The 24,901-nt window shown below is 59.6% G+C and carries 24 protein-coding genes and 1 pseudogene; 10 read left to right on the top strand and 15 right to left on the bottom strand.

All coding sequences use genetic code 11. From position 1 onward, the window contains the following. Nucleotides 1–174: 174 nt before the first annotated feature. The 5 genes from CFR76_RS06635 to CFR76_RS06615 all read right to left on the bottom strand — a co-directional run bounded on the left by CFR76_RS06635 (nt 175) and on the right by CFR76_RS06615 (nt 6,935). Nucleotides 175–1,635, bottom strand: a complete 1,461-nt coding sequence (locus CFR76_RS06635) for a mannose-1-phosphate guanylyltransferase/mannose-6-phosphate isomerase (RefSeq protein ID WP_110556424.1) — start codon at nt 1,633–1,635, stop codon at nt 175–177. A gap of 53 nt (nt 1,636–1,688) precedes the next feature. Next, nucleotides 1,689–2,366, bottom strand: a complete 678-nt coding sequence (locus CFR76_RS06630) for a hypothetical protein (RefSeq protein WP_110556423.1) — start codon at nt 2,364–2,366, stop codon at nt 1,689–1,691. Nucleotides 2,367–2,598: 232 nt separating this feature from the next. Next, entirely contained in the window at nt 2,599–3,918 is a 1,320-nt protein-coding gene (locus CFR76_RS06625) for a site-specific DNA-methyltransferase (RefSeq protein WP_110556422.1), read from the bottom strand. A gap of 841 nt (nt 3,919–4,759) precedes the next feature. Continuing rightward, nucleotides 4,760–5,908, bottom strand: a complete 1,149-nt coding sequence (locus CFR76_RS06620; RefSeq protein WP_110556421.1) for a hypothetical protein — start codon at nt 5,906–5,908, stop codon at nt 4,760–4,762. Nucleotides 5,909–5,963: 55 nt separating this feature from the next. Beyond that, on the bottom strand, nt 5,964–6,935 hold the full coding sequence (locus tag CFR76_RS06615) for a glycosyltransferase family 2 protein (protein WP_110556420.1): 972 nt from the start codon (nt 6,933–6,935) through the stop codon (nt 5,964–5,966). Nucleotides 6,936–7,460: 525 nt separating this feature from the next. On the opposite strand from CFR76_RS06615, the gene CFR76_RS06610 reads away from it, so the two are divergent. From CFR76_RS06610 to CFR76_RS06595, 4 genes are all read left to right on the top strand, one after another. Further along, the gene (locus CFR76_RS06610; protein ID WP_110556419.1) at nt 7,461–8,180 is read left to right on the top strand and encodes a helix-turn-helix transcriptional regulator; all 720 of its coding nucleotides are present in this window, start codon (nt 7,461–7,463) and stop codon (nt 8,178–8,180) included. Nucleotides 8,181–8,417: 237 nt separating this feature from the next. Further along, nucleotides 8,418–9,980 (top strand): CgeB family protein, encoded by a 1,563-nt coding sequence (locus CFR76_RS06605; RefSeq protein WP_244191818.1) that lies wholly within the window; start codon nt 8,418–8,420, stop codon nt 9,978–9,980. Continuing rightward, nucleotides 9,977–10,777 (top strand): glycosyltransferase family 2 protein, encoded by an 801-nt coding sequence (locus CFR76_RS06600; RefSeq protein WP_110556418.1) that lies wholly within the window; start codon nt 9,977–9,979, stop codon nt 10,775–10,777. Before CFR76_RS06605 ends, CFR76_RS06600 begins: the two co-directional genes overlap by 4 nt. Nucleotides 10,778–10,959: 182 nt before the next feature. Beyond that, a complete protein-coding gene (locus CFR76_RS06595) occupies nt 10,960–11,940 on the top strand; it encodes a glycosyl transferase (RefSeq protein ID WP_110556417.1) in 981 nt (326 codons plus the stop codon). A gap of 96 nt (nt 11,941–12,036) precedes the next feature. Here CFR76_RS06595 and CFR76_RS06590 read toward each other — a convergent pair whose 3' ends face one another. Genes CFR76_RS06590 through CFR76_RS06585 form a run of 3 tightly spaced genes read right to left on the bottom strand, consistent with a single transcriptional unit; the run spans nt 12,037 to nt 12,775 of the window. Continuing rightward, the gene (locus CFR76_RS06590; RefSeq protein WP_110556416.1) at nt 12,037–12,285 is read right to left on the bottom strand and encodes a hypothetical protein; all 249 of its coding nucleotides are present in this window, start codon (nt 12,283–12,285) and stop codon (nt 12,037–12,039) included. 29 nt (nt 12,286–12,314) lie between these two features. Further along, on the bottom strand, nt 12,315–12,470 hold the full coding sequence (locus CFR76_RS17965; RefSeq protein ID WP_167331474.1) for a hypothetical protein: 156 nt from the start codon (nt 12,468–12,470) through the stop codon (nt 12,315–12,317). A gap of 20 nt (nt 12,471–12,490) precedes the next feature. Then, nucleotides 12,491–12,775, bottom strand: a complete 285-nt coding sequence (locus tag CFR76_RS06585) for a hypothetical protein (protein WP_110556415.1) — start codon at nt 12,773–12,775, stop codon at nt 12,491–12,493. A 133-nt stretch (nt 12,776–12,908) separates the two neighbouring features. Here CFR76_RS06585 and arfB point away from each other — a divergent pair, with 133 nt between their 5' ends. After that, nucleotides 12,909–13,316, top strand: coding sequence for an alternative ribosome rescue aminoacyl-tRNA hydrolase ArfB (gene arfB, locus CFR76_RS06580; protein WP_110556414.1), 408 nt, complete (start codon nt 12,909–12,911; stop codon nt 13,314–13,316). Nucleotides 13,317–13,429: 113 nt separating this feature from the next. On the opposite strand, the gene CFR76_RS06575 is transcribed toward arfB, so the two are convergent. The 3 genes from CFR76_RS06575 to CFR76_RS06565 are packed head-to-tail and all read right to left on the bottom strand — an operon-like array spanning nt 13,430 to nt 19,206. After that, nucleotides 13,430–14,932, bottom strand: a complete 1,503-nt coding sequence (locus CFR76_RS06575; RefSeq protein WP_110556413.1) for an efflux transporter outer membrane subunit — start codon at nt 14,930–14,932, stop codon at nt 13,430–13,432. Beyond that, nucleotides 14,932–18,057, bottom strand: coding sequence for an efflux RND transporter permease subunit (locus tag CFR76_RS06570; protein ID WP_110556412.1), 3,126 nt, complete (start codon nt 18,055–18,057; stop codon nt 14,932–14,934). Before CFR76_RS06570 ends, CFR76_RS06575 begins: the two co-directional genes overlap by 1 nt. A gap of 6 nt (nt 18,058–18,063) precedes the next feature. Continuing rightward, a complete protein-coding gene (locus tag CFR76_RS06565; RefSeq protein WP_110556411.1) occupies nt 18,064–19,206 on the bottom strand; it encodes an efflux RND transporter periplasmic adaptor subunit in 1,143 nt (380 codons plus the stop codon). A 192-nt stretch (nt 19,207–19,398) separates the two neighbouring features. Here CFR76_RS06565 and CFR76_RS06560 point away from each other — a divergent pair, with 192 nt between their 5' ends. Beyond that, nucleotides 19,399–20,091: a TetR/AcrR family transcriptional regulator gene (locus CFR76_RS06560; protein ID WP_244191817.1), complete on the top strand. Its 693-nt coding sequence runs from the start codon at nt 19,399–19,401 to the stop codon at nt 20,089–20,091. Between the two features lie 275 nt (nt 20,092–20,366). Here the strand turns inward: CFR76_RS06560 and CFR76_RS06555 are convergent, their stop codons facing one another. The 3 genes and pseudogenes from CFR76_RS06555 to CFR76_RS06545 form a co-directional block, all read right to left on the bottom strand. Next, entirely contained in the window at nt 20,367–20,879 is a 513-nt protein-coding gene (locus CFR76_RS06555; RefSeq protein ID WP_110556409.1) for a hypothetical protein, read from the bottom strand. A gap of 100 nt (nt 20,880–20,979) precedes the next feature. After that, nucleotides 20,980–21,474 (bottom strand): annotated as a pseudogene (locus CFR76_RS06550) (TraG/VirB4 family ATPase); the annotation flags it as partial. Between the two features lie 201 nt (nt 21,475–21,675). Further along, nucleotides 21,676–21,966: a DNA -binding domain-containing protein gene (locus CFR76_RS06545; protein WP_110556506.1), complete on the bottom strand. Its 291-nt coding sequence runs from the start codon at nt 21,964–21,966 to the stop codon at nt 21,676–21,678. Between the two features lie 143 nt (nt 21,967–22,109). Here CFR76_RS06545 and CFR76_RS06540 point away from each other — a divergent pair, with 143 nt between their 5' ends. The 3 genes from CFR76_RS06540 (at nt 22,110) to CFR76_RS06530 (ending at nt 24,124) form a co-directional block, all read left to right on the top strand. After that, the gene (locus tag CFR76_RS06540; RefSeq protein ID WP_244191816.1) at nt 22,110–22,322 is read left to right on the top strand and encodes a helix-turn-helix domain-containing protein; all 213 of its coding nucleotides are present in this window, start codon (nt 22,110–22,112) and stop codon (nt 22,320–22,322) included. Nucleotides 22,323–22,430: 108 nt separating this feature from the next. Then, a complete protein-coding gene (locus tag CFR76_RS06535) occupies nt 22,431–23,639 on the top strand; it encodes an XRE family transcriptional regulator (protein WP_110556407.1) in 1,209 nt (402 codons plus the stop codon). Then, on the top strand, nt 23,636–24,124 hold the full coding sequence (locus tag CFR76_RS06530; protein ID WP_006560424.1) for a DUF4411 family protein: 489 nt from the start codon (nt 23,636–23,638) through the stop codon (nt 24,122–24,124). The genes CFR76_RS06535 and CFR76_RS06530 overlap by 4 nt, the downstream gene beginning before the upstream one ends. Before the next feature lie 33 nt (nt 24,125–24,157). Here the strand turns inward: CFR76_RS06530 and CFR76_RS06525 are convergent, their stop codons facing one another. Then, a complete protein-coding gene (locus CFR76_RS06525; protein ID WP_264986476.1) occupies nt 24,158–24,505 on the bottom strand; it encodes a DUF3363 domain-containing protein in 348 nt (115 codons plus the stop codon). A gap of 64 nt (nt 24,506–24,569) precedes the next feature. On the opposite strand from CFR76_RS06525, the gene CFR76_RS06520 reads away from it, so the two are divergent. Next, on the top strand, nt 24,570–24,901 hold a 332-nt coding region (locus CFR76_RS06520; protein WP_244191814.1), incomplete at its 3' end, for a transposase.

The raw sequence follows: 24,901 nt of genomic DNA, 5'->3' as shown, positions 1-24,901 counted from the left end.
CATGGGCGAACATTAAGAAACTGCCGAAACAAATAACAATGATATGTCCATGACAGTTTTATGAAGGATTAATGAAATTTCCTGCCCCGCTGGTCGCGCCCGGAAACAAAAAGGGCATGGAATGGCCGCGGCCACCCCATGCCCCGCACAGGAACGCCTGCCAGCCCGAACGGGTCAGGTCCGGCTGTACACATCCTCCAGCCGGACGATGTCATCCTCGCCCAGATAGGGGCCGGACTGGACCTCGATCAGGGTCAGGGGAATGCGGCCGGGATTTTCCAGCCGGTGCACGGCGCCCAGCGGCAGGTAGACGCTCTCGTTTTCACGCACCAGCAGCACCTCCTCATTGCGCGTCACCTGCGCCGTCCCTTCCACCACCACCCAGTGCTCGGCACGGTGATAATGCTTCTGCAGCGACAGCTTTTCCCCCGGTTCCACCACGATCCGCTTGACCTGGAAACGGCTGCCTTCGATCAGGGTCTCGTAAAAACCCCACGGGCGGTAGCAGCGGCTATGGGTGGTCGCTTCCTTGCGGCCATCCTTTTTCAGCCGCGACACGATGGTCTTTACATCCTGCGCATTGTCGCGGTGCGTCACCAGCACCGCATCGTCATTGACCACCACCAGCAGGTCCTCCACCCCGGCTACGGCCGTCAGGACGCCATCGGTACGCACATAGCTGTTGGATGTGTTGAACACCGCGACATCACCGATGGTCACGTTGCCATGGTCGTCCTTCGGGCCAAGTTCCCACAATGCGTCCCAGCTCCCCACGTCGGACCAGCCGAAATCACCGGGGATCACGGTCATGAGGCTGGTGCGCTCGGCCACCGCGTAATCGATGGAGATGTCGGGCGAACTGGCGAAGGCCTTCGCATCCAGCCGTTCAAAATCAATATCCGACTTCCGCCCCCGCACGGCCTGCCGCACGGCGTCCAGGATGGCCGGTTCGTATTTTTCCATTTCCTGCAGCATGGTGCGGGCGGTGAACACGAACATGCCGGAATTCCACAGGAACTGCCCTGATTCCAGCATGCGGGTGGCATTCGCGGCATCGGGTTTTTCAACAAAGCGCGCTACGCTGTAGGCACCCTCGTACCCGGCCAGCGGCGCGCCCTTCTCGATATAGCCATATCCCGTTTCCGCCCTGGTGGGCGTCATGCCGAATGTCACGATCCGGCCCGCACGCGCCACCCTGACCGCGATATCCAGCGCGGGCGTGACATTCTCCGGCTTCTGGATCGCGGCATCCGCCGCCATGACCCACAGCACGGCGTCGGGATCGGTTTCAGCCGCCAGCAGGGCCGCCGCCGCAATGGCGGGGGCCGAATTGCGGCCGACCGGCTCCAGCAGGATGCGCGGCGCGGTAATGCCGACTTCCTTCAGCTGTTCGGCCATGATGAAGCGATGTTCGTTGTTGCACACGATGATCGGGGCGGCGAATCCCGCACCCTGGCTGCGCAGCGCGGTCTCCTGCACCATCGTCCGCCGCGAGACTAGCGGCCAGAACTGCTTGGGATATGAACTGCGTGATACCGGCCACAACCGGCTGCCGCTGCCGCCGGACAGGATAACAGGTATCACTGGCGTAGGGGGGGACGGCTGCAATGGTGCATGTGTGACGGAAACGACCATTCTCACTCCTGAAAAACCGGTAACCGGGGTATGGTGCGGGCCGCCGGAAACGCTTAGTGGACCTTCTGTGACGCCGCGCGCAGCATGTCCAGCGAATCACGCAGCTGCATTGTCTTTTCAAAATCGGCTATTTCCTGACGTTTGGCGGCGAACAGGATGGCATCGACACGAATGACCAGCTTGCGCAGGCGCCAGAACTGCTCGGCGTCGATAATCAGCGTGCGCGACATGTCTTCCAGCGCACCCACCTGCACGTATTTGGTGTGGTTTACGGGGTCATCATGCAGTTCCTCGACAAAGATCGGGACGAAGCAGAGCGGCACGGAACAGGGGGCGGGAACAAAGGGACGTGTTTCATGCCCGTCATAGAGCTTGACACGACTGATATCGAATTTGCGATATTCCTGCAAAAGCCACGCCATCTGTGCCGGGGGGGCGATGCGGGCGAAATCGGCGCGCGTGATATCAAGGAACACACGGCGGTCACGGATGATCGTCGCATCATAATCCGCCACCTGCCGGGCGTAGGCTGCCTCTTCCTGTGAATGCTTCATCAGGACGTTATGCCTGACGAAATTGGCATCGCTATGGCTGCTCCAGCTCAGGTAGCCGCCAAAGCCGGCCACCAGGCACAGCAGGACCGGCAGGGCCATGCACATCCACCGGTGCCGCCGCATGAACGCCCATAGACCCGTACGCTCCAGCGCCTGCACCGGATGATAGATGATCATCCACCGCTTCTCCCCGACTGTATGACCCGCCCTGACAGGAATGCATCATGCGCCGGGCAGTTTCCTGCCCCTTGCAGACAGGGCCGTTTTTCCACCCGGCCATATTAGCAGAGCCGGCATATTGCTGTCATGCAGGGATATATTCCCTGCCCCCGGCCAGGATCGCCACCTTTTTGAAAAAAGGCGCCCCCGAAAACGTCCATTCCATCCGTGAATGGCCTGGCGATGCCATTCAGGGCATTCCCAGCCGGCAGAACCGGAACCCCGCCCCCGGTCGGGCATACCGCGCCAGCACGTGCGCAAGCCGGGGCTGTATCACCGTCGTGGCGATCCGTTCATCCATTTCCATCACGACAAAGCGGCGCGTGCCGCCATCTTCCGCGTTCAGGTCCATGACGGCCTGCGCTGTCGTGCCTGAACCGCCGAAGGCATCCAGCACCACGGCATCGGGACCCGGACACAACGCGCGCAGCAGGTATGTCACCAGTGAAAGCGGCTTGGGATAATCAAAACGCACGCCACATTGCGCCAGTTCGGCCGCGGCCTGCTGCACCGTTCCCATGCCCTCCAGCACGGTCAGGATATGGCTGGGCCGGGCCGGGCGGTCCTTTTCCATGAAGACCGCCCCGCTGGGGGTCAGGTAAAAGCGGGTTTTCAGGCCCTGCCGGTCGATGATGTCGCAAAACCCCGCCGCGATGAAGGCCGCGCACTGGCGGCGCGAACTCCACCCGCTGCGCAGGGTCACGGCCTGTGCCAGACGGCCATCCCTGACCATGATCGGCACGTCAAAACGCGGCCAGAAGCCGGGATCGGCGGGGATGGGAATGACGCCATCGCCAAGACGGGCGGGAAAGCCGGCAGGCAGCACAAGGTCGGACACCGGGTTGCGTGGTCCGTTCTTGATGATGGTATTGCGGATGACCGGCCGCCGCAGCTTGCTGCGCGCGCCCACCTGCGGGGCTAGCACCGGGCCGGGCACGAAGCGTCTGGCGTCGCGCGCGAACACCACAACATATTCATGGTTGGTCTTGATGCGGCTGTGGTTGTCGATATTGCCGGTATTGACCCAGACAAACGTCGCCAGAAAATTCTCCGCTCCGAATACCTCCTCCATCAGCAGGCGCAGGCGGGGGTATTCGCGGTCATCGATACAGCAGGCGATCACGCCGTTTTCCGCCATGAGCCGCCGCAGTTGCAGCAGGCGTGGATACATGAGGCACAGCCAGCGGTCCTGTCGTGACAGGCTGCCCGCCCGCTGCGTGCCCAGCACGCCCTCCAGCCAGTACCGGGCGGCGGGATGACTGGCGCTGTCATCATACAGCCAGTCGCGCCGGCCGGTATTGTAGGGCGGATCGATCAGCACCATGCCCACCCGCCCCGCATGACCGGGCATGAGCGCGCCAAGGGCCGCCAGATTATCCCCCACGATGACCATGTCACCCCCCGGCGGCGCCCCACGGGACAGGGCGGGATCAACCCGCAGCACGCCCGCGCGCATCCGTTCCAGACAGGCCGCGACGGCGTGCTTGCCCTCCCATTCCAGCGTGGCCACGTGCCCTCCCGTTCCTGCCTGCCTTATGTCCGGCCCCACTATCCCGCAATGCGCACCGGAAGGGGAGAGCCACAGCCGCACTACGCCCGCAACCGGTTATGCCCTGACCTGGACAGATCGTTTTCCATATATGTTACAGCCGATAACAACAAAATGAATCATGGCCCGTATGCCGGCGCAGGCCCGTCATTCAGGCGGCAGCACAGGATAGGGCGCGGCCATCCTGCCCTGTCATCCCCGCCAGCCCGGACAGGATCATGACAGATCATGCGCGCGCCACGACGACAGTGGCCATGCCATCGGGCGACAAACCCTGATGGCATGGGCCTGTATCCAAGCCGGAGCGATCCATCAGGGTGACGCGCCGGTCTCTCCCAAAGCGCCCGGCTTGACCGTGTTCCCGGTCAACGAGAATGGTTACTGTCGCCGTTCTGTGGCATGCGCTGGCGCAACTGGATGGGTGCCTCTGGAAGCCCTTTGAAAAGGCAGACCGGCAAACAGCCTGCAATCCGAAAAAGCGTCGAGATGGCCGCCTCCGGCGGTCATGGCATATCCCGCCTGCCCGACAGGGCGGGGAACGGATGCCAGGGACAGGAAACATGCCAGGTCAGCAGATATCTTTACACATATTCCCAGCAAGAAATCACCGATCCCCTGACCGATACTGTAATGACCATGTATCTTATCCGTTCAGCATATGCCGGACATATGTCTCCATGTCCATGGTATGATCAATATAATAATGCCGATAATCAGGTGATACCTGTGGCTTCATGCCAAGGATGAAGGCGAATACATCGAATGCGAATAATATTATTGAAATATATGTATATTTTTTCATTTAAATAAGGGCGATATGTCCACGGAACCACAGTTCGATAACAACGATATGCAGGGCAAACAGGAGCGTCAAGATTGACCAGCGCCTGATCCGTGCCTGCGTCAGGGTCAGGAAGGCCAGGAATTCAATCATCAGCGGGTTTGAAAAGACATAACGTTCGATTGATTCCAGGCCGGTCGATCCTACCATCAAGGCAATGAAGGCCATGATGGAAAAATTCAGGTACCACTTTTTTACAAGCATTCCATAAATGAAATAGCAGGAAGCCATAAAATAGATACCAAGTTTTATTTTCTTTGCCTGCAGGAATGAACCAATGAAATTGGTCAGGAAAAAGCTGAAATGCTTTTCCCATCCTACTTCTACATGCGAAAACGCAAACCCGTCCCCCATAAGGTGATAAAGATAGATCACGAACACCGACAGCCCCGCCCCGGCGGCGGAAACCAGCAGGAAACTTTCCTGCGCGGGAACCGCCATACGGCCCCAGTCAATGGATCGTGTCCGGGGCGTGATGCCGGTGCGCCTGAAAAACCACCAGCCCGCAATCATGACTGCGGCGGGGAACCCGGTTGGACGGGAAAGACTAAGCAGGAAACAGGCAAGCGCCGCCCATGCCATATGGTTCTTGCGGAGCAGGAGCAGCGTGCCGACCAGGAGTACACCATAGACGGCTTCCGAATACTGTGACGTGTACCAGATATTAAAAGGATATATAATACAGAAAAGGGCGAAGCCAATCCGGTCCAGTTCAACCGCACGGGCCGCAAGCTCCTGGTAACACAGGTAAATTAGCACCGGCCACAGTAACAGGTTAACCGATAGTTCCGCCCACAGCGCACTGATATGCAGGCCCATCCGTACCGCCTGCGACACCAGGGGATAGAGTGGAAAAAAGGCCCAGTTTGCCTGTGTCAGGCCATCATGACCGTGCAAGTTTGGCAGCCGTTCGTAACCATGGCGGACGATACCCGTGTACCATCTGCAGTCCCACTGGCATGTCGCCTGTACGATGCCGCCAGAATGGGACAAAAGGGAAAGCACGGAAAGAAAACCAAAATTAAGGCCACACAACGTGAAAATAAAAACAAGAAACGCCAAGTTATTCCTGTCGATATATTCTTTAAAATCCAGAAAATGGCGCTTCATGTTTTTTCCTGTTTTTCACGCAATGGGCATATGTCGTCTCCCTGGCACATAATAACTATGAGTTATTGAAACCCGCTTTTTCTTCAATATGGGAACGGGGACGCCGCTTGGTTTCCAGATATATCTTGCCCAGATATTCCCCAATGATCCCGAGGCAAAGCATCTGTACCCCACCCATGAAGAACAGGGCGACAATAACCGAAGCCCAGCCCTGAATGGGATTGCCTATCATCTTGTTGATCAGCACCGCCATGATTGCCATGATGGCGGTGGCACTGATGATGAAACCAGTCAGCGTAATGATCCGCAGCGGCATGACGGTCATGGAAGTAATACCTTCCAGCGCCAGCGCCATCATCTTGTGCAACGGGTATTTGGAAACGCCCGCCGTGCGTTCCTTACGGTCGTAATAGACTTCTGCCGACGGGAAACCGATCAGTGGCACAAGGCCGCGGATATAGATATTACGTTCATGATATTCCAGCAGCGCATCACGCGCCCGGCAGCTTAAAAGACGGAAATCGGCATGGTTGAAGACCTGCTTGACCCCCATCACGGTCATGAGCCGGTAGAAAACCTCCGCCGTCATGCGCTTGAAGGCCGTATCCGTCTGGCGCGAAGCCCGCACCCCGTACACGACATCATGTCCGGCTGCATAAGACTTTACCATTTCCCCGATGGCATTGATGTCATCCTGCAGATCAGCATCGATACTGACAATGGCATCGGCGTTATCGGCATTGGCCAGACCTGTCAGCAGCGCGGCCTGGTGGCCCTTGTTGCATGACAGTTTCAGGCCACGGACATGGGCATGGACCCGGATTGCGTTACTGATCTGCCGCCATGTATCATCGCGGCTGCCATCATCCACAAATAACAGGTAACTGCCGGGACTGACCATCCCGTCGCCAATCAACCTGTCAAGATAGCCGCCCAGTTCCGTCAGGCAGTAAGAAAAGACTTCCGATTCATTGTAACAGGGAACGATAATGGCAAGACGCGGCAGCGAAGGCGGCTGGGAATTCATATAACCTGACCGAAAACAGAAATGGTTAAAACGGTAAAGGCGTAATGTTAGAATTAATTTTCGGCAGCGTCAAAAAAAGGGGAGCCTGCCACAGGCCATACGTGTCATGCCCTTAACCTGCCTGACATGGCCCGGGCGGCAACATGCGCGGGCCGGGGGCCTGCGTTGCGCATCCGCCGCGCCACACGTACCAAACCCCGCCCCGCGCGGCTTGGGATCACATACGCGCAATCCGGCGGACAGCCTTCATGCACAGCCGGTCATCCCGCCCGGTCTGTCCGGAATGCACCGGCATGCCCGGCCGGACAGGGCATAGGGGCCATCTTTCCCCTGCGGGCGGTCATCGGCGCCGATCATGTCCTCAGGCGTGAATGGCCGCCTTGCCGTCCCGCAAACCGCTGATCGCGCCGGGTTGCTGGTATCTCCCCATCGCGCATCACCGGGTATTGGTATCACATCCGTGGGTATGATAGGCCTGCTGGAGCAGATTGTTTCATAACCAGACTGATTGCAGGATACGGTTTTTTGAAGCGCGACCTTTTTAACAGCCAGGCCATGGATACGCTGGAAGCGATGCTGAATACGTGCACCGTGGACGAACTGGCTGCCCAGTTCCACAAAGCCGTCAGCCAGATCGGGGATTTCTACTGCGTCGCTGGGATCATCAGGAAATTCCAGCCCGGTGGGCTGCGTCCCACGACATCCAGCTATCCGACCCACTGGACCAGTCATTATATGGACAGCAATTACGGGCGGGTGGACCCGGTACTGCGTCGTGCCATGACCAGCCACACCGGGTTTGGGTGGCATGCATGCGACCCGGTAAGGAAGCAGGAAAAAATACTGGTCGCCGACATGCATGACCTGGGCCTGCTGGATGGATTTGTCATGCCGATCCATGGACCGGATTCTTCGGTCTTCCTGGTCAATTTCGGACAACGCGCGCGCAGGATGGTGTCGCGGCGCGTGCAGGCGGCGCTTGCAATGCTGACCATGCAATATTACCAGCACTACCATTACCTGACCGCGCAGCCGGAATCCGAGATCCCCCTGCTGACGCAGCGCGAATGCGAATGCCTGTCATGGGTGGCGAATGGCAGGACGACGGTGGATATCGCGGACATCCTGACGCTGAATGAAAATACCGTAAAATTCCATCTCAAGAACGCACAGCGCAAGCTGGAATGCACCAACCGCGTCACGACCGTGCTCAGGGCCATCTCGCTTGGCCTGATTGTCATCTAGCAGCCCGCCGGTCAGGACCATGCCCTGGGCGGGCCGTGTCCACGCCACCGGCTTGCCGACAGGGCGATACGGGTAGGCCCCGTACCCCACGCTTCACCGGCAATCCGGGTAAAAAAGAGGCGAGCCGGATAATCAATTATTAATTGATCTGCCCTAGCAGAATGACTGTGCACGCCCGCCCGGCGGTCTTGCCACCCGTTATCCCATCCCGCCCCAGCCAAGGTGAAGACATTGTCCGTGGAGCCGCCCCTGGCATTGACCCCGACCGAGCAGCAGGATCTTGAAACCATAGAAAAATCAGGTCTGTTCGATGCTGATTTCTACCTGTCGGTGCATCAGGATGTCGCCGGGTCGAAAATTGGCCCCCTGCTCCACTACGTCCGGTACGGCTTCCGGGAAGGACGCCAGCCCAACCGCAATTTCCGTCCCGCGTCATACCTGCGCCAGTATCCCGATGCGGGCGCCAACAACCGCAATCCCTTCGTCCATTTCCTGAAAACACATGGTGGCTGCCATATCGCCCATCATGGGCTGTTGCCCCGCTTCCATCTGGAAGACCTGAGCATTGGCGCAAGGACGCTGGAACAACTGCCGTTCTTCGTCCCTGATCTCTATCACGACATCAACCGCGACATTGAACGTGCGACCACGGACATGGCCGAACATGCCCTGCTGTATGGCGTGCCGGAAGGGCGGCGTATTTTCGGCGCCCTGCATGTCTCCCGGACGCTGGGCGCGTTATGCGCGGCCAAGGGACTGGATGATGCGGACTACATTGCCCCCGATGGGCTGGTGCCCGACAGTATCGGGGTCTTTTACAATTCCCGCGGGAATGTATTCATCCATGAAATCGCATCCGACCTATGCACGACCTTGCGCGAAAGCGGGCTGGACTGTGTTCTGCTGGATGAAACCACCAACCCCGATGACCGGCCCGAACTGTGCATTTTCGTGGCCCCGCATGAATTCTTCCATCTGGGACAGGGCCAGGACTGGGCCACGGGAACCATTATCCGTGACGCCATCATGTTCAACACCGAACAGCCACAAACGCTGTGGTTCGAACGGGGCATTCCCTTCCTGCTGATGGCGGCAGGCGTGATCGATATCTGTCACCAGATGGCGGAAAGCTTCCGGCAGGCCGGACTGCCCGCCATCCATTTCACCCCCAATATCGGCGCTGAACGGGATTACCTGCAAAAAGGCGACATGCAGCATGCCATGGTGCGCGTCCTGCCACCCGCGTGCCGCAGCCGGCCTGATCGGCATACCCCCTTTGCCGACCGGCAACTGGACATCAGTTTCTTTGGCGGCATGTCCGAACACCGGGAGCAATTCTTCGCCCGCAATGCTGGCTTTTTCGCGCAGTTCCGCAATTACTTCTATTACCGCAAATTCACCACCCCGATCGACAGCAGCCCACGGGACAACCCCCTGTCACGCCTAGCGTCGCATGTAGCGGGGCATTCCCGTATCGCGCTGAACATCCATCGTGATGATTATGGATTTTTCGAGTGGCATCGCATCGTCAAGGGGGCGATGGCCAATGGCAGCGTGGTGGTATCCGAACCCTGCCTGCCGCATCCGGTCTTTCGCCCCAATGTGCATTTCCTCGAAGAAAGTGGCCGCCACATACCCAACCTGATCGAATGGCTGCTGAACACGCCCGATGGCCAGGCAAAGGCGGAGGAAGTGCGCCTTGCCGCCATGCGGGCAATCGAGACACCCGCCCATAACCGTGCGCGCTGCACGCGCATACGCGGGTTCATTTCGCATGTATGGAGCACGCCGGAGGCATGAGCATCACCGCCCCATGGATGGCCACGGGCCAGACAGCATTCACATTCCGCAGCCGCCGCAAGAAGCCGGCTGACCTTGTCAGCATATGCCTCACCAATTTCAATTATGGCCGGTATGTTCTCGAAGCCCTCGATTCAGTCGCGGCCCAGACGCATGCGGCCCTTGATCTGGTCGTGGTGGACGACCATTCGGACAGGGACGATTCCGTGGCCCTGATTACCGCATGGATGGAAGAAAACCGCGACCGTTTCTGGCGTTGCACCCTGATCGTGCACCCGCGCAACCAGGGACCATCCGAGGCCCGCAATACCGCCTTCAAGCACACTGTCGGCGCGTTCGTGTTCGTAATGGACGCGGATAACACCATCTACCCCCGCGCCATAGCCCGGCTGCATGACGCCGCACGCGACGGCGGGTTTGACGCCACGTACAGCCAGCTGGAATATTTCGGCAAGGAACAGCGCATCGGCTCCGCCGACATATGGGACCCCACCCAGATGGCGCGCGAGAACTATGTTGATGTGATGGCCCTGATCCGCCGGCAGGCATGGGCGGATGTGGATGGCTACAGCCATATCGACCAGGGCTGGGAAGATTATGATTTCTGGCTGAAATTCATCGGTCGTGGTTTCGAGGCCGCTTACGTGCCCGAAATCCTGTGCCGCTACCGCATGCATGGCAATTCACGCACCACGAACGAGGCATGGGCCGCCCATGAAAGCCTGCGCGCCATCATGGCCTTCCGTCACCCCGCACTCAGCGCGGGTTACCATCCGCTTACGGACGGGAAGGCATGAAAAATATAAAAGTTTCCAGGTGTCGCCTTTTTTCAGAAAAGGGGTGTTTCCCGAAGCCTTCTGAAAAAAGCTCCACCAGAAGCCTTTCATGAATCGGCCCGATATCTCAAAGCGGGTATCTCAAGGCGGATATCGGAACCCCCTGTGACGAAGGGATATTTCCGCCCCCCCTGCTTGTCCCTATGATGCCGGGCATGACACCGCATGCCCCCAGCGCCACACCCCAATCGACCAGCCGCCGGATTATCGTCACCGGATGCGATCACAGCTATTTCCATCTGGTGGACGAACTGGTCGCCTCCATACGCGATCATGCCGATACCCCTATCGGGGTCATCGACTGCGGCATGACGCCGGAACAGGTGGCGCGGCTGCGGGCACGGGGCATACGGACCATCACGCCCCATATCCCCGATCATGCCCCCAGGCGCGCCATCCGGAACCGCCCCAGCCTTGCCATCAACATAAGCAAGCTGTGGCTGGACCAGATGCTGCCGGAATTCGACCTGATCGCGTGGCTGGATGCCGATACATGGGTGCAGGACGGCGGGGCGCTGGAACAGGTATTTGCCGCGGGCGAGGGCGGCGCGCTGGCCATCGTGCCGGAAATCGGCGCCAAGATCGCCAACCTGCTGGGGGTGCGCTGGATCTGCCCGGGGTGGATGCAGATCCGCTCTTTCCTTTACAAGAATGCCAGCCGCGCCCGGCTGCCATTCCATATCCGCAAGCGCATCGGCGCCAAGCCCCTGCTGAATGCGGGCGTGTTCTGCCTGCATCGCGATGCTACGATCTGGCCCGTGTTGCGGCGCTGGCAGGCGCTGATCCTGCCCCGGCGCGGCATGGCCTTCACGCAGGACCAGCTGTGCATGGCGCTGGCGGTCTATATCGACGGCCAGCCCGTCACCTTCCTTGATAACGGCCACAACTACCTTGGTCCCTGGCTGCTGGATGAAAGCACCGGGCAACTGGCCAACCTGTTCTTTCCCCATCCACCTGTGGGCATCGTGCATATGGCGTCCCAGAAGGCCATGCGCGGCGGGCTGGAAAATACCATGACCATTCCTACCGTGCAGGGGGGAAGGGTTGCGCTCAACCTGCGTTATGCCGGCATGCGCCAGTTCAGGCGTCATGACGGCCGCCCGGAAAACATCCCGCCGTCATAAGGAAGTTTTTGGTGAAGCTTTTTTCGAAAAGCTGCGAAGAACGCCGCCTTTTTGAAAAAAGGCGGCACCCAGAAACCTTTATTGTTTTTTAAATAGTCATTCAGCCTTTTTATCCGCCCGTGCCGCCTGCACGCGTTCGGCGGCATGGCGCAGTTGTTCGGCAAGGTTAAGGGCCAGTTCCGGCGGCAGCACGGTTACAACACGTTTGTTGCCCTTGGGCATGTGTTCGGGCGATGTCGCCATGAACAGGTCCATGACCACGATGGAGTCCTGCACCGCTTCCGCCCCGCAACTGACGGTGGGATAGACCACAGCCCGGCCGGCTGCGTCGCGTTCTTCATTCATGATGGAAAATACCTTGTCATGCCACCGTGTCAGCGCGCGGTGGGGGGACGTGTCTGCTCACGCCGCAGTTTCAGGTTAAGGTCCTGTATCGTCTTGCGCGCCATGGCCAGTTCGTCACGCATACGCGCCAGTTCCGTCTTCAGCGCCGCGATTTCGGCCCGCAGGGCGGGGGGATGATCAGCCATATGCACACTTCCTTATGATATCAGGAGGGTTTGACACCGGATGCAAACCGGGCGCGTACCTGTTCAAACAGGGTCCGTGCCGCCATGTCCTTTGCATCGGTATGGTCGATATGGTGGCGCATGCGTGCGGCGATTTCATCCGCATGCAGCACCCTGGCATCAACCAGCATCTGCATAAGGTCCATGACCACAAGCTGCTGGGCCGCAATCATCTTGACCACGGGCATCACCTTGGCCTGCGCCGCATCGCCCGCTGCCTGCGCAAGGGCCTTGCGCAACTGGTCCGTGACCGCCTCATCATTCATGATTGTGCTACTCCGCTCTTGTCATCTTGCGGCAGGCATGGTGATAGCAAACGGCCAGCACAGCAATGCTGCCCATGCAGGGCGGCCCATAAGCTTACGATATACCTTCCGCCCGACAGGACCGTAAACCGCCATGTCATCCCCCATCATACCCGATGATGAATTACATGTGACCTACATCCTGGCATCCGGCCCCGGCGGGCAGAACGTCAACAAGGTCGCAACAGCAGCCCAGCTGCGTTTTGACGCGCGCAACTCCCCCACCCTGCCCGGCCGGGTCAAGCACCGGCTGATCGAGGTGGCAGGCAGCCGGATGACAGCCGACGGCGTGATCGTGCTGACGGCCCGGCGTTTCCGCAGCCAGATCCGCAACCGCGAGGACGCGGTCGCCCGCCTGCAGGACATGATCGCGCAGGCCAGCACCGTGCAGGCATATCGCGTGCCCACACGTCCCTCACGCACGCAGCGCAGGAAGCGGCTGGACAACAAACAGCACCGCAGTCGCATCAAGCAGGGCCGTAGCGGCCGTTATACGGATTGAAGGGGGCGGGCGACAGCCCGAAAAACCGTTTCATGCCGCCAGCCGGCGGGACATGCCTGGTGCCACGTCCCGCAACATGCCCCCATGCCATTAAAAATGGTCCCTGGCCGTAACTATCCCTTGCGCGTGGCCTTCTGTCCCCTGGCAGGCTGGGGCGTGGGGGTATGCTCGGTCCAGCCGCCACCCAGCGCACGGTACAGGGTGACGAGGTTCTGGTAACGCGACACCGCAATGGATATCCGCCACTGCTGCGCCTGCAGGTAGCTACGTTGCGAGACAAGGGATGTGATGTAGGAATCCGTCCCCGCCCTGTAGCGCAGCATGGCCAGCCGGTAGGCATCCCCCGTTGTGGATACATAACGGTCCATCTGCGCGGTTTCATCACGGTAGGTATCGCGCGCGGCCAGCGCATCCGCCACTTCACGGAAGGCGGACTGCACCGTTTTTTCATACGCCGCCGCCTTGGATGCCCGCATGGCGCGCGATGCCTTCAGGTTGCCGCTGTTCTGGCCCCAGTTCAGCAGGGGTACCTGCAACTGTGGTGAAACACCCCATGTCGTAGCGGCCGAAGTGAACAGCTTGTGCGGCTGCAGGCTGCTGATCCCGTCCGATGCGGTCAGGGTAATGCGGGGGTAGAACGCAGCCTTGGCCGCGCCGATATCCGCATTGGCCGCCAGCAGGTCATGTTCGGCCGCCATGATGTCCGGCCGGTGTTCCAGCACATCCGCCGGCAGGCCCGGCGGCAGGTCCTGCATGATGGTCTGTTGCCCCAGCGGATGCGCGGGGGGCAGGTTATCGGGAATGGGCTGGCCGATCAGCAGGGCCAGCAGGTTTTCATCCTGCGCCACATGCCTGCGCGATTCATCGCGGAAGGCGCCGCTTTGCGCAACCTGCGTTTCGGTCTGGCGCACATTCATCTCATCCGTCTCACCATGCGCGAAACGGGCCTTGACCATCTCCAGCGTCTGCTGCTGGGAGGCCATGGTTTCATCCGACAGGCGAAGCTGCGCCTGGTCGCCCAGCCAGGAAATATAGGCCGTGGCCACCTGCGATATGATGCTGATCAGCATCGCACGGGCGTTTTCGCGCTGCATCAGCGCATGTTCCGCCGCTTCGCGCGACATGCTGCGGATACGCCCGAACAGGTCGATCTCGTACGACGAAACACCAATGCCCATCTGGTAGTATTTGAACATGGGTGGGTTGCCGGTATCCAGGCCCGGCGCGAAGCTCAGGCCGGCGGCATCCGATGGCCCCTGGAATATCGCCTCGCCCCCACCGCTGATGGCGGGGAACAGGGTGGCGTGCTGGATATCGTACTGCCCCTGTGCCCGGCGGATATCAGCCGCCGCCTGCCGCAGGTCACGGTTCTGGCGGATGGCGATGGCAATCAGCGCCTTCAACCGGGGGTCGGTAAAGAATTCCGACCAGCCCAGATCGGCCGCCAGCGGGTTTTCAAGCACTGGATCGCCGGTATTGGCATAGGCCGGCCAAGCCTTGGCCAGCGGGGGCGTGGGGCGCTTGTAATGCGGGATCATGGTACAGCCCGCCAGCAGCACTGCCGCCATGCCAGCCGTGGCGGCGCGCCTGATCGTGGGGAGAACGGTCATCTGCATTACTCTCCCTTTGTCCGTTCGGACATGCGCTGCACACGGAACAGGCGCAGCACGACCACAAAGAACAGCGGCACGAAATAGACGGCCAGCAACGTCGCCGTCACCATGCCGCCCACCACCGCCGTGCCGATTGCAATACGCGCAGCCGACCCTGCCCCGCTGGCGATCGCCAGCGGGAACACGCCCACCACGAAGGCAATGGAGGTCATGAGGATGGGACGCAGGCGTTCACGCCCGGCTTCCAGCACGGATTCCTCCAGCGTTGCGCCCTGTTCGAAAAACGCCTTGGCGAATTCCACGATCAGGATGGCGTTCTTAACCGCCAGCCCCACGGTGGTTAGCAGGCCGACCTGGAAATACACGTCATTGGCCAGCCCGCGCCCAAGGGTCGCGACAATCGCCCCCAGCACGCCCAGCGGAATGACCAGCAGCACGGCAAAGGGAATGGCCCAGCTTTCATACAGGGCGGCAAGGCAGAACAGGATGACGATCATGGCCAGCGCGTAAAGCGGCCCGGTGGAAGACCCCGACGCCATCTGTTCAAAGGACAGGCCGGTCCATTCATAGCCGACGCCCTTTGGCAGCCTGGCCAGGATTTCCTTCATCGCGGCGATCGAATCACCCGAACTGTAGCCCGCTGCCGGCTGCCCAAGGATTTCAAAGGCGTTGAGGCCGTTATAGTCCTCCACCTTCTGCGGCCCCATGATCCACTCGCCGGACACAAAGGCATTGAACGGCACCATGCCGCCTGTTGCGTTGCGGATATACCACTTGTTCAGGTCATCAGGAATCATGCGGGCATCCGGCTCGCCCTGGATATAGACCTGCTTCACACGGTCATCACGCAGGAACTGGTTGACGTAGATCGACCCCAGCGCGCCTTCGATCGTGGTGTTGATATCCGCGATGGTGATGCCCAGCGCATTGGCCTTTTCACGGTCGATGTTCAGGTGGAACTGTGGCGCGTCTTCCATGCCATTGGGGCGCACGGCTGTCAGGCGGTGATCCTTCGCCGCCATGCCCAGCACCATGTTGCGTGCCTCCAGCAGCCTGGAATGCCCAAGGTGGCCACGGTCTTCCAGTTCCAGGTCGAAGCCGGTGGCGTTACCCAGTTCCAGCACGGCGGGCGGGTTGATGGCGAAGATCTGCGCCACCGGGTCCATCCAGAAATGCATCATGATGCGCATGGCGATCGCGGCCGATGTCTGGCTGGCGGCGGGGCGTTCATCCCAGTCCTTCAGCCGGATGAAGAAGGCGCCAGCGCTCTGCCCCTGCCCCGCGAAGTTGAACCCGTTCATGGAATAGACGGATTCGACATTCCTGCCTTCGGTCCTGAGGATATAGTCGGCCACCTTGCGGTTGACCGCCGCCGTCTCCTCCAGCGTGGACCCGGCGGGCATGGTCACCTGGCCAAAGATCAGGCCCTGGTCCTCATCGGGCAGGAAGCCACCGGGCAGGCGCATGAACAGCCAGCCCACGCCCGCCGTTATCAGCACGAACACCAGCATGGACAGGCCGACATGCCCCAGCACGCGGGTCACGCCCTTCTGGTAGCTGTTGGTCAGGCGACTGAAATGACGGTTGAACCAGCCTGCGAACCCCGTGGTCTTTTCATGGCTGCCGGGCTTGAGCATCGTGGCGCACAGGGCGGGCGTCATGACCATCGCCACCAGCACCGACAGCCACATGGCCGCGACGATGGTGATGGAAAACTGGCGATAGATCACCCCGGTTGACCCGCTGAAGGCCGCCATGGGCAGGAATACCGCCGTCAGCACCAGCACGATGCCGACCAGCGCGCCCGAAATCTCATCCATCGACTGACGCGCGGCTTCCCTGGGCGAAAGCTTCTTTTCCGTCATGACGCGCTCGACATTTTCCACCACCACGATGGCGTCATCCACCAGCAGGCCGACCGCCAGCACCATGGCCAGCATGGTCAGCGTATTGATGGAAAACCCAAGGACGGCAAGGATGCCGAACGTACCCAGCAGCACCACCGGCACCGCGATGGTCGGGATCAGAGTGGCGCGGAAGTTCTGCAGGAACACCAGCATCACCAGGAACACCAGCGCGATGGCCTCGATCAGGGTGATGATCACGTCCTTGATCGACAGGACGATGAAGGGTTCCGTATCCAGCGGATAAACGGTCTTCAGCCCCGGTGGGAAGAACTGTTCCAGCTCCCTGATCTGCGCGCGCACCGCGGTTTCGGTCTGGAGCTGGTTGGCGCCGGGGGCGAGTTTCAGCGCCATGCCCGATGCGGGCATGTTGTTGTAGAAGGAATGGGTGTTGTAGGTCTGCGGCCCCAGCTCCACATGGGCGACATCGCGGATGCGCACCTGCGATCCGTCCTGCTGCACCTTGAGCAGGATCTTCTCGAACTCCTCGGGCGAGCGCAGGCGCGTCGGCCCGATGATGGTGGCGTCCAGACGCGCGCCCTTGACCGCAGGCACGCCGCCCAGTTCACCGGACGAGACCTGGATGTTCTGTGTCTGGATGCCGGTCTGCACGTCACCGACCGTCAGGCCGTATTTGTACAGCTTGGACGGGTCGAGCCAGATGCGCATGGCATATTCCGAACCGAACAGCGTATGGTCGCCCACACCCGTCACGCGGCTGAGGGGGTCGGAGATGTTGGACGCCACGTAATCGGCGATGTCCGCGCCGCTCATGCTGTTATCGGTCGAGATGAAGGCGATGACCATCATGAAGTTCTTGACGGCCTTCGTGATGCTCAGCCCCTGCGCCGTCACTTCCTGCGGCAGCTTGGGCTGCGCAAGTTGCAGCTTGTTCTGCACCTGCACCTGCGCGATGTCGGGATTGGTTCCCTGCGCGAAGGTCAGGTCGATTTCCATCTGTCCCGATGCGTAGGACTGCGAGGAAATATATTCCAGATGATCCAGCCCGAACATCTGCTGCAGGATCGGGCGCACGACCGTATCGTTCACCGTATCGGCGGACGCGCCGGGATAGGTGACCGAAATCGCGATCTGTGGCGGGGCGATACTGGGATACTGGGCGATAGGCAGGCGGAAGATCGAAACCGCGCCCACCAGCATGATGATCAGCCCGATCACCCATGCGAAAACGGGCCGGTCAATAAAAAAGCGCGACAGAGACATGGGGGCTTATCCTGCCTTGGACGGGGCGGATGCATCCGCCGGGGCCACGGTATCGCCGGGATGGATCTTCTGCAGGCCCTCGACCACCACGCGGTCGCCACCCTTCAGCCCGTCCGTCACCAGCCAGTTCGTGCCAATGGCCTGGCCGACGGTGATGGGACGCAGGTTCACCTTGTTATCGGCGTCAACCACCCATACCTGCGGGTCGCCATGGGAATTGCGCTGCACCGCCTGCTGCGGCACCAGCAGGGCGGTGGGGTCCGTTCCCTCGGCCAGTTGGGCATGGACATACATGCCCGGCAGCAGAAGGCGCTCGGGATTGGGCATGACGGCCCGCACCACGACCGTGGCGGTGGATTCGTCAACATTCACTTCCGAAAATTCCATCCGGCCGGAATGTTCGTACGTCGTGCCGTCCTCCAGCGAAATGGTGATGGCGGCGGCGTTGTCGCCCGCACGCGTCAACCGGCCCTGCGCCAGCTCGCGCTTGAAGCGCAGCAGTTCGGTCGCGGGCAGGTTCACATCCACGTAAATCGGGTCAAGCCGGGTCACGATGGCGACGTTATTGGTCTGGTTGGCGGTCACCAGCGCCCCCACGGTCAGGATGGAGCGGCCGATGCGCCCGGTGATCGGCGCATTCATGTGGGTATAGCCCAGATCGACGGTTGCGCGTTCCAGTTGTCCCCTGGCGGTCAGGACATCACCCTGGGCCGCGCGTTCGGCGGCCAGCGCGTCATCATAGTCCTGCTGGCTGACGGCATGGGCCTTGAGCAATGGCCCATAGCGGTTAAGCTTGGCGTGGGCGGTGACCTCGTTGCCCTGCGCGTGCAGGAGCTGGCCCTGCGCGCTGTCCACTGCCGCCTGATACACACGGGGGTCGATCTGGTACAGTTGCTGGCCTGCCTGCACATCGGTGCCTTCGACAAACAGGCGCTGCTGGATGACGCCGCTGACCTGCGGGCGGACCTGCGCGATTTCAAAAGCTTCGGTCCGCCCCGGCAGCATCGTATGGATTTCCACCGGTTCCGCCCTGAGCGTCACGACCTTGACCGGCTGGGGTGGAAGCGCGGGCGGAGCCGCATGCCGCTGGCATGCGGCCAGGGCAAGCATCAGAGCCGCCGGGGCTACGACACGGGAGTAATGCATCATGGTCACCAACCGGCTTGTAGGCCGTTATATATAAAATGTTTCTGAATCACGGGTGTGCCGTTTCCCGCACATAGCCGCCATAAGAAAGCCAAATAACGAAACCATTTGGTTTTCAATGAATAGAAAACTATATCGTCTCCATAAGCCGGTCAAGCACGACACCCGCACAAAAGCGGTCGGAGCATATTACGAATGAGCAAGAATGGACATGACGCCCCCGCGACTGCGCCGCACGATTGCGACAGCCGCCGGCGTGGACCGGGCCGACCGCCAGAAATGGAAGAATGCGAACGTCGGGAACGGATTCTGGATGCCGCAAGCGAGGTGTTGCAGCAATGCGGCTACCACGCGGCCTCGATGGACAAGGTTGCGCAGCATTCCGCCATGTCCAAGCGCACGCTGTACCAGATGTTCCATTCCAAGCAGGACCTGTTCCATGCCCTGATCAACAGCCGGTTGTTCAACGTCACGCCGGATAAATGCCACTACCGTGAAAACCCGACGGATGAACTGACGGAACTGTTGATGAATCTTGGCCGGATCATTCTCCGGCCCGACCGGATCAGCCTGATCCGCGCCCTGATTACCGAATCACAGGAATCGGCCGACATCCGGCAGATCCTGACCAGCCTGCGCGCAGGGGGCAAGGAAAACGTGCTGACCAGCTGGCTGGACCGTTATGCCCGCCAGAACCATTATGTGGTGAAGGACATTTATATGTACAGCAACATGCTGTTTGGCATGACCATAGGTGACCTGATGTTGCAGAGCTTGGCCTGCGCATCCGAATCGTCATGGATTGAAGAGAACATGTACCCGCGCTTTCACCATGCAGTACGGATTTTCCTGGTAGGCTTCCAGCAGGACTGCACGGCAGGCCCCTAAGAAGCTGTTTGAAAACAACCCATTGATAAAAAACAATAAAAATTTTTAGGTGTCGCCTTTTTCTCAAAAAGGCGGCGTTCTTTCGAAGCTTTTGCAAAAAGCTTCACCAAAAACTTCCTTTAATTTTAAAGCACTATCATGAGCTGACTTTTCAAACAGTCTCTAACAGCCTGTCGGGTTGGGGTACAACTGCAAAAGAATGGCACGGCTTCACGCAGCATAAGCCAGGTTAGCCTCCGCCTTATGACCCTCAAAATGGCCAACCCGACAGGCTGCTAAAGGGTCTGACGCATTTCCTGCCGGATCGCGTTACACTTTTTAGTAAAGACGCTAGCCTGTGATGCTGTCATGAAGTTGATGATAAATGCCCCGACCAGGGAACAAAATGACAGGGAAATAATCATTTTTCCCGTCATGCCAATGACAACATCATAGTATTCCGCTGAATACCACAACAGGAACATACTGAGCACCGCACCAAAGAAACCAAGAATACCGGTAGAATGGATGAGGGAATCTTCTTCGTTGCTAAAAGCGGATGACTCCTTCCACAACATATACAGCTTTTGGTTCATTTCATCCACCTGGCAATCATGTTCCAGTTGTGCCGCGCTGGTCAGCTTGCTGGGGGCGGAACGATGCATGTCCAGTTCCTGCTGTGCCTTGGCAAATACGCGCCGTCGCTCTTTTATGGCAGGCAGACTGATATCCACAAAACTGAGGATCGCCACATTCAGGCCAGCCGACAGCTGGACAACCGCCTGAAAATCTCCCCATGTCTGAGCCATGTGGCTTCCCCTTTCCCACACCTACCTGTCGTCAGGATACTGTAAGGAAAAGCGTAGCAGGAGATCGCAAAACCGTTAGGCAGGGCTGCATTTGGCTACTGGAGGCAGCGCAGAGGCCGAGTGCGACGGGACCAAGCCCAAGCTCGAACAGGCGGTTTCCTCGCTGGGTCTGGCAGTAATATTCCCGCTTCGACGCCGCTCGGGCGATAATGGCAATCTGCCGGTCGTTCAGGCCGAAATCGCGATAGAGCGCCATGATCTGGGGCTCGATGGCCCTTTCGTTGGGCAGGAATATCCGCGTCGGGCAGCTTTCCACCACGGCCGGCGCAATGCGGGAATTGGCAATGTCCGACAGGGATTGGGTCGCGAAAATCACCGACGCATTTTTCTTGCGCAGAGTTTTCAGCCACTCCCGGAGCTGACCCGCGAAGTCGCCGTCATCCAGCACCAGCCAGCCTTCGTCGATCACCAGCAGGGTCGGCCGTCCGTCCAGCCTCCCCTCAATACGATGGAACAGATAGGACAGAACGGAAGACGCCGCGCCGGACCCGATCAGCCCTTCGGTCTCGAACACCACAACGTCGGTACCACCTATAGGCCGACGAGGCCGGATTGGTGGGATCGAACAGCAGCACCCGCCCGAAGCGATTCCGGAAACCGGCGGTGACGCGGACATGAAGACCTCCGTGACAGGATGATGATCCGTCCGTCAGGAGGAATAACCACGCGCGGGGCAAGGTAATTCAGGAGCCGTGCGGCAATCGGCGGTCTTTGTGTAAGAAATCGGAGGGAGCGTTCAATGCGGCGTCTTTCCGCCGGGAATGGTCAGGAGTTGGCGATAACCGGTGTCACGCATCCAGCGCGCCCGCGCCATATGCGAGTCCCAGCATCGCCGCGCGCCGCCCCTGTCGGCTGCCGGATCGCGGCCGAGTACGATCCGCGCGACCTCGCACCAGTCGGCGCCTGCTTCCTCGGCGTCGAGGAGGCGGAGATAGGTGACATGATGGAGATGGTCGTACGCCGTCAGCAGTGGGCAGTCCGGTGCCTCATCGGCTGGAACGGCTCCGTTCTCGGGTTGGGACGTCATGATCCTGCCCTTTCCTTCAGGTCCGCAGATCATATCCTGAAATGGGATAATCCCGATACGGGATTATTGGGACGGTTCCTCAGTTTCAACCGGAACCGCACCCTATGCCGAAATCGCTGCGCTCTCCGCGACAGCACCGTCTCATGGAACTGCTGATCGCAGCAAGGCGCGGCAGGGGGCTGACCCAGGCTACGCTGGCGGAGCGGCTCGGCAAGCCGCAGTCTTACGTTGCGAAATACGAAACCGGCGAGCGTCGGATCGATGTGATCGAATTTCTCGACATCACGACCGCCATCGGGATCAATGGAAACGTCATCCTTGCCGCTCTGGACGACGCATCCAAGATGAACCATTAGCTCACATGAGAGCGGCAGCCGGCATCGCACGCATTCACCGCTTGGCAGTAATCTCCGCACAAGGTACGATCATCCAGTCACAACAGACGGCATAATTTTTGAGAGTCAATGGCCCACACCGTGCAAATCAATCCTGGGATGATGACCTGGGCGCGGGAGACCGCAGGGCTATCCCTTGAGGAGGCAGCGGAAAAGCTTGCGCTGAAGGACAGCGCGAAGCTGACAGCCGTCGAGAAACTGCGCGCAATCGAAATGGGCGAGCGCCCCCTGACTGAGACACTTCTCCAGAAAGCGGCTGCGGCATATCGGCGTCCGCTGGTATCGTTCTACCTTCCCCATCCTCCACAGCGCGGAGAACGTGGCGAAGATTTTCGTACAATCGCCGGGAGTCGCGGATCGGTTCGAGAGAATGCGTTGCTCGACGCTCTGGTTCGGGACGTAAAAGCCCGCCAACAACTCCTCCGAGAAGTGCTGGAAGACGAGGACGAAGAGCTACGCCTCCCATTCGTTGGATCGGCGACCATGAAAAGAGGCTCCCAGCCAGTCGTCTCTTCGATCCGGGCTGCACTGGCCGTCACTGTAGATGAGCAGCGGGCGGCGAAAGATCCGGTAGCACTATTCACGTTGCTCCGCGCGGCAGCGGAAAAGACGGGGATTTATGTCCTTCTGCTGGGCGATCTTGGTTCTCATCATTCCGATATCGGTGAGAACATCTTTCGTGGGTTCGCCCTGGCGGACGACGTCGCACCTTTTGTCGTCATCAACGACAATGACGCGGCTCCTGCTCGCGCCTTCACGCTGATGCACGAACTCGCACATCTCTGGATCGGTGAAAGCGGTATCAGCGGACCACTTGGAAGCGTATCTGAAAACGCGATCGAGCGGTTCTGCAACAAGGTTGCGGGGGAGTTTCTCCTGCCGCGAGAAACCGACCCGCTCCTCCCCGATCTGAATAACGCCGATGTAGCGGAAGTTATCACGGCTACCACCCATATCGCCCAGACATGGAATGTCAGTCAGGCGGTGGTCACCTACCGTCTCGCGAGCACGGGCAAGATTTCCGATGAACTTGCGGCAGCTGTGTTTCAGGTATTCGCCGCACGTTGGCGGGAACAGAAGCAACGGACGTCGAAATCAACTGGTAGTGGTCCTTCGTATTACATGGTTCGTCGCCATCGCCTGGGAACAAGCCTTTTGAATGTGGTTCGTCGTGCGCTCCAGGGTGAAACACTGACCCACACAAGAGCTGCGAAGATTCTGGGCGTGCGTCCGACGTCTGTCGACACCCTTCTTCAAGAGCGAAGCTTCGCTGCATGACGCTCTATCTGCTCGACGCAAACGTTCTGATTCGTGCTCACGGAGACTACTATCCGATCGACCGAATTCCTCAGTTCTGGGAATGGCTTCTGGAAATGGGAAGCCAGAACTGCGTGAAAATACCCCTGGAAATCTATAATGAAGTCACTCCTTCGAACGGTCCGCTCGCTGAATGGCTAAAACGGGCGGACGTAAAGGAGGCTTTAGTTCTTGAGGAAAGCCCTGATCGCGCCACTGTGCAGCGTGTATTAGCTCTCGGATATGCACCTGATCTGGATGACGTTGAGATGGAACAGATCGGCCGCGACCCGTTTCTTATTGCCGCAGCTATGGTCAAACCAGATCGCATCGTCGTCACAAAAGAGGGTTCCAAACCAAGCGCAACACGCTCGCGCCGAAAAATACCCGATATATGCAAGACATTTGGCGTAACGTGCATTAATGATTTCATCCTCTACAGGGAATTGAATTTCTCAATCAAATAATCCTGCACAAATTCAATGTAGGATTACGTATCGTCACAATCCCAGCCCCCGCTGCCGCCCGAGTTGCCAGTCCAGGGCACCTCCGCGCATGACACCGGCAATCTCCTGCCCTATCCGGTTCTCGATGACAGGCTTCCAGGGCACCAGCACAAACTCTTGGGCATTTTCGACCAGCCCGTAGGCTCTGCTGGCCAGCCGGACCTTCTCCTTCAGCGTGCCGCGCATTTTCTCCCCGTCTGCCATCACGCGGTATGACGTGCCGCGTGATGCCCCCAGCTCCTGGCCATCACGGTCCAGTTCCCGCCGTTCCAGCGTCGCCAGCAGCCCCTTGCGGAAGCGCACATTCCCTTCCCTGTCGCGCCATGCGTCACCCCGTTCGATCAGCAGTAAGCTCCCGGCGACTGACGCCTTGCTGAATACTTCTGGTCTGGTTCAGCTATGAAGCATGAGCGATTTAAGAGATAGGGACGCGGTACTACCTGCGAGTGTCGCAGGTAGTACCGCAGAGAGGCTCCAAAGGAGCGGTAGAGAGACAGGCGAGCGGGACAGGCTGGCGGACGCCTCGCGGATCGAGATCGTTTCGGATCGCCGCCGCTGGCACGCCCCTGAATTTCGCGCGCGAGTGGTCATCGCGTCCTACGAGAGCCGACGCCCAATAAGGGAGGTGGCTGCACAGTATGGGATCCATCCAAGTCTGGTGTTTCGCTGGCGGCGAGAGGCTCGGGCCAAAGCGCAGGCCAAAGGCGGGACATCGTTCATACCTGTCATGGTGGCCCC

The organism is Komagataeibacter swingsii, assembly GCF_003207895.1.
GTDB lineage: Bacteria > Pseudomonadota > Alphaproteobacteria > Acetobacterales > Acetobacteraceae > Komagataeibacter > Komagataeibacter swingsii.
This window is presented reverse-complemented; position numbering and strand designations above follow the sequence as displayed.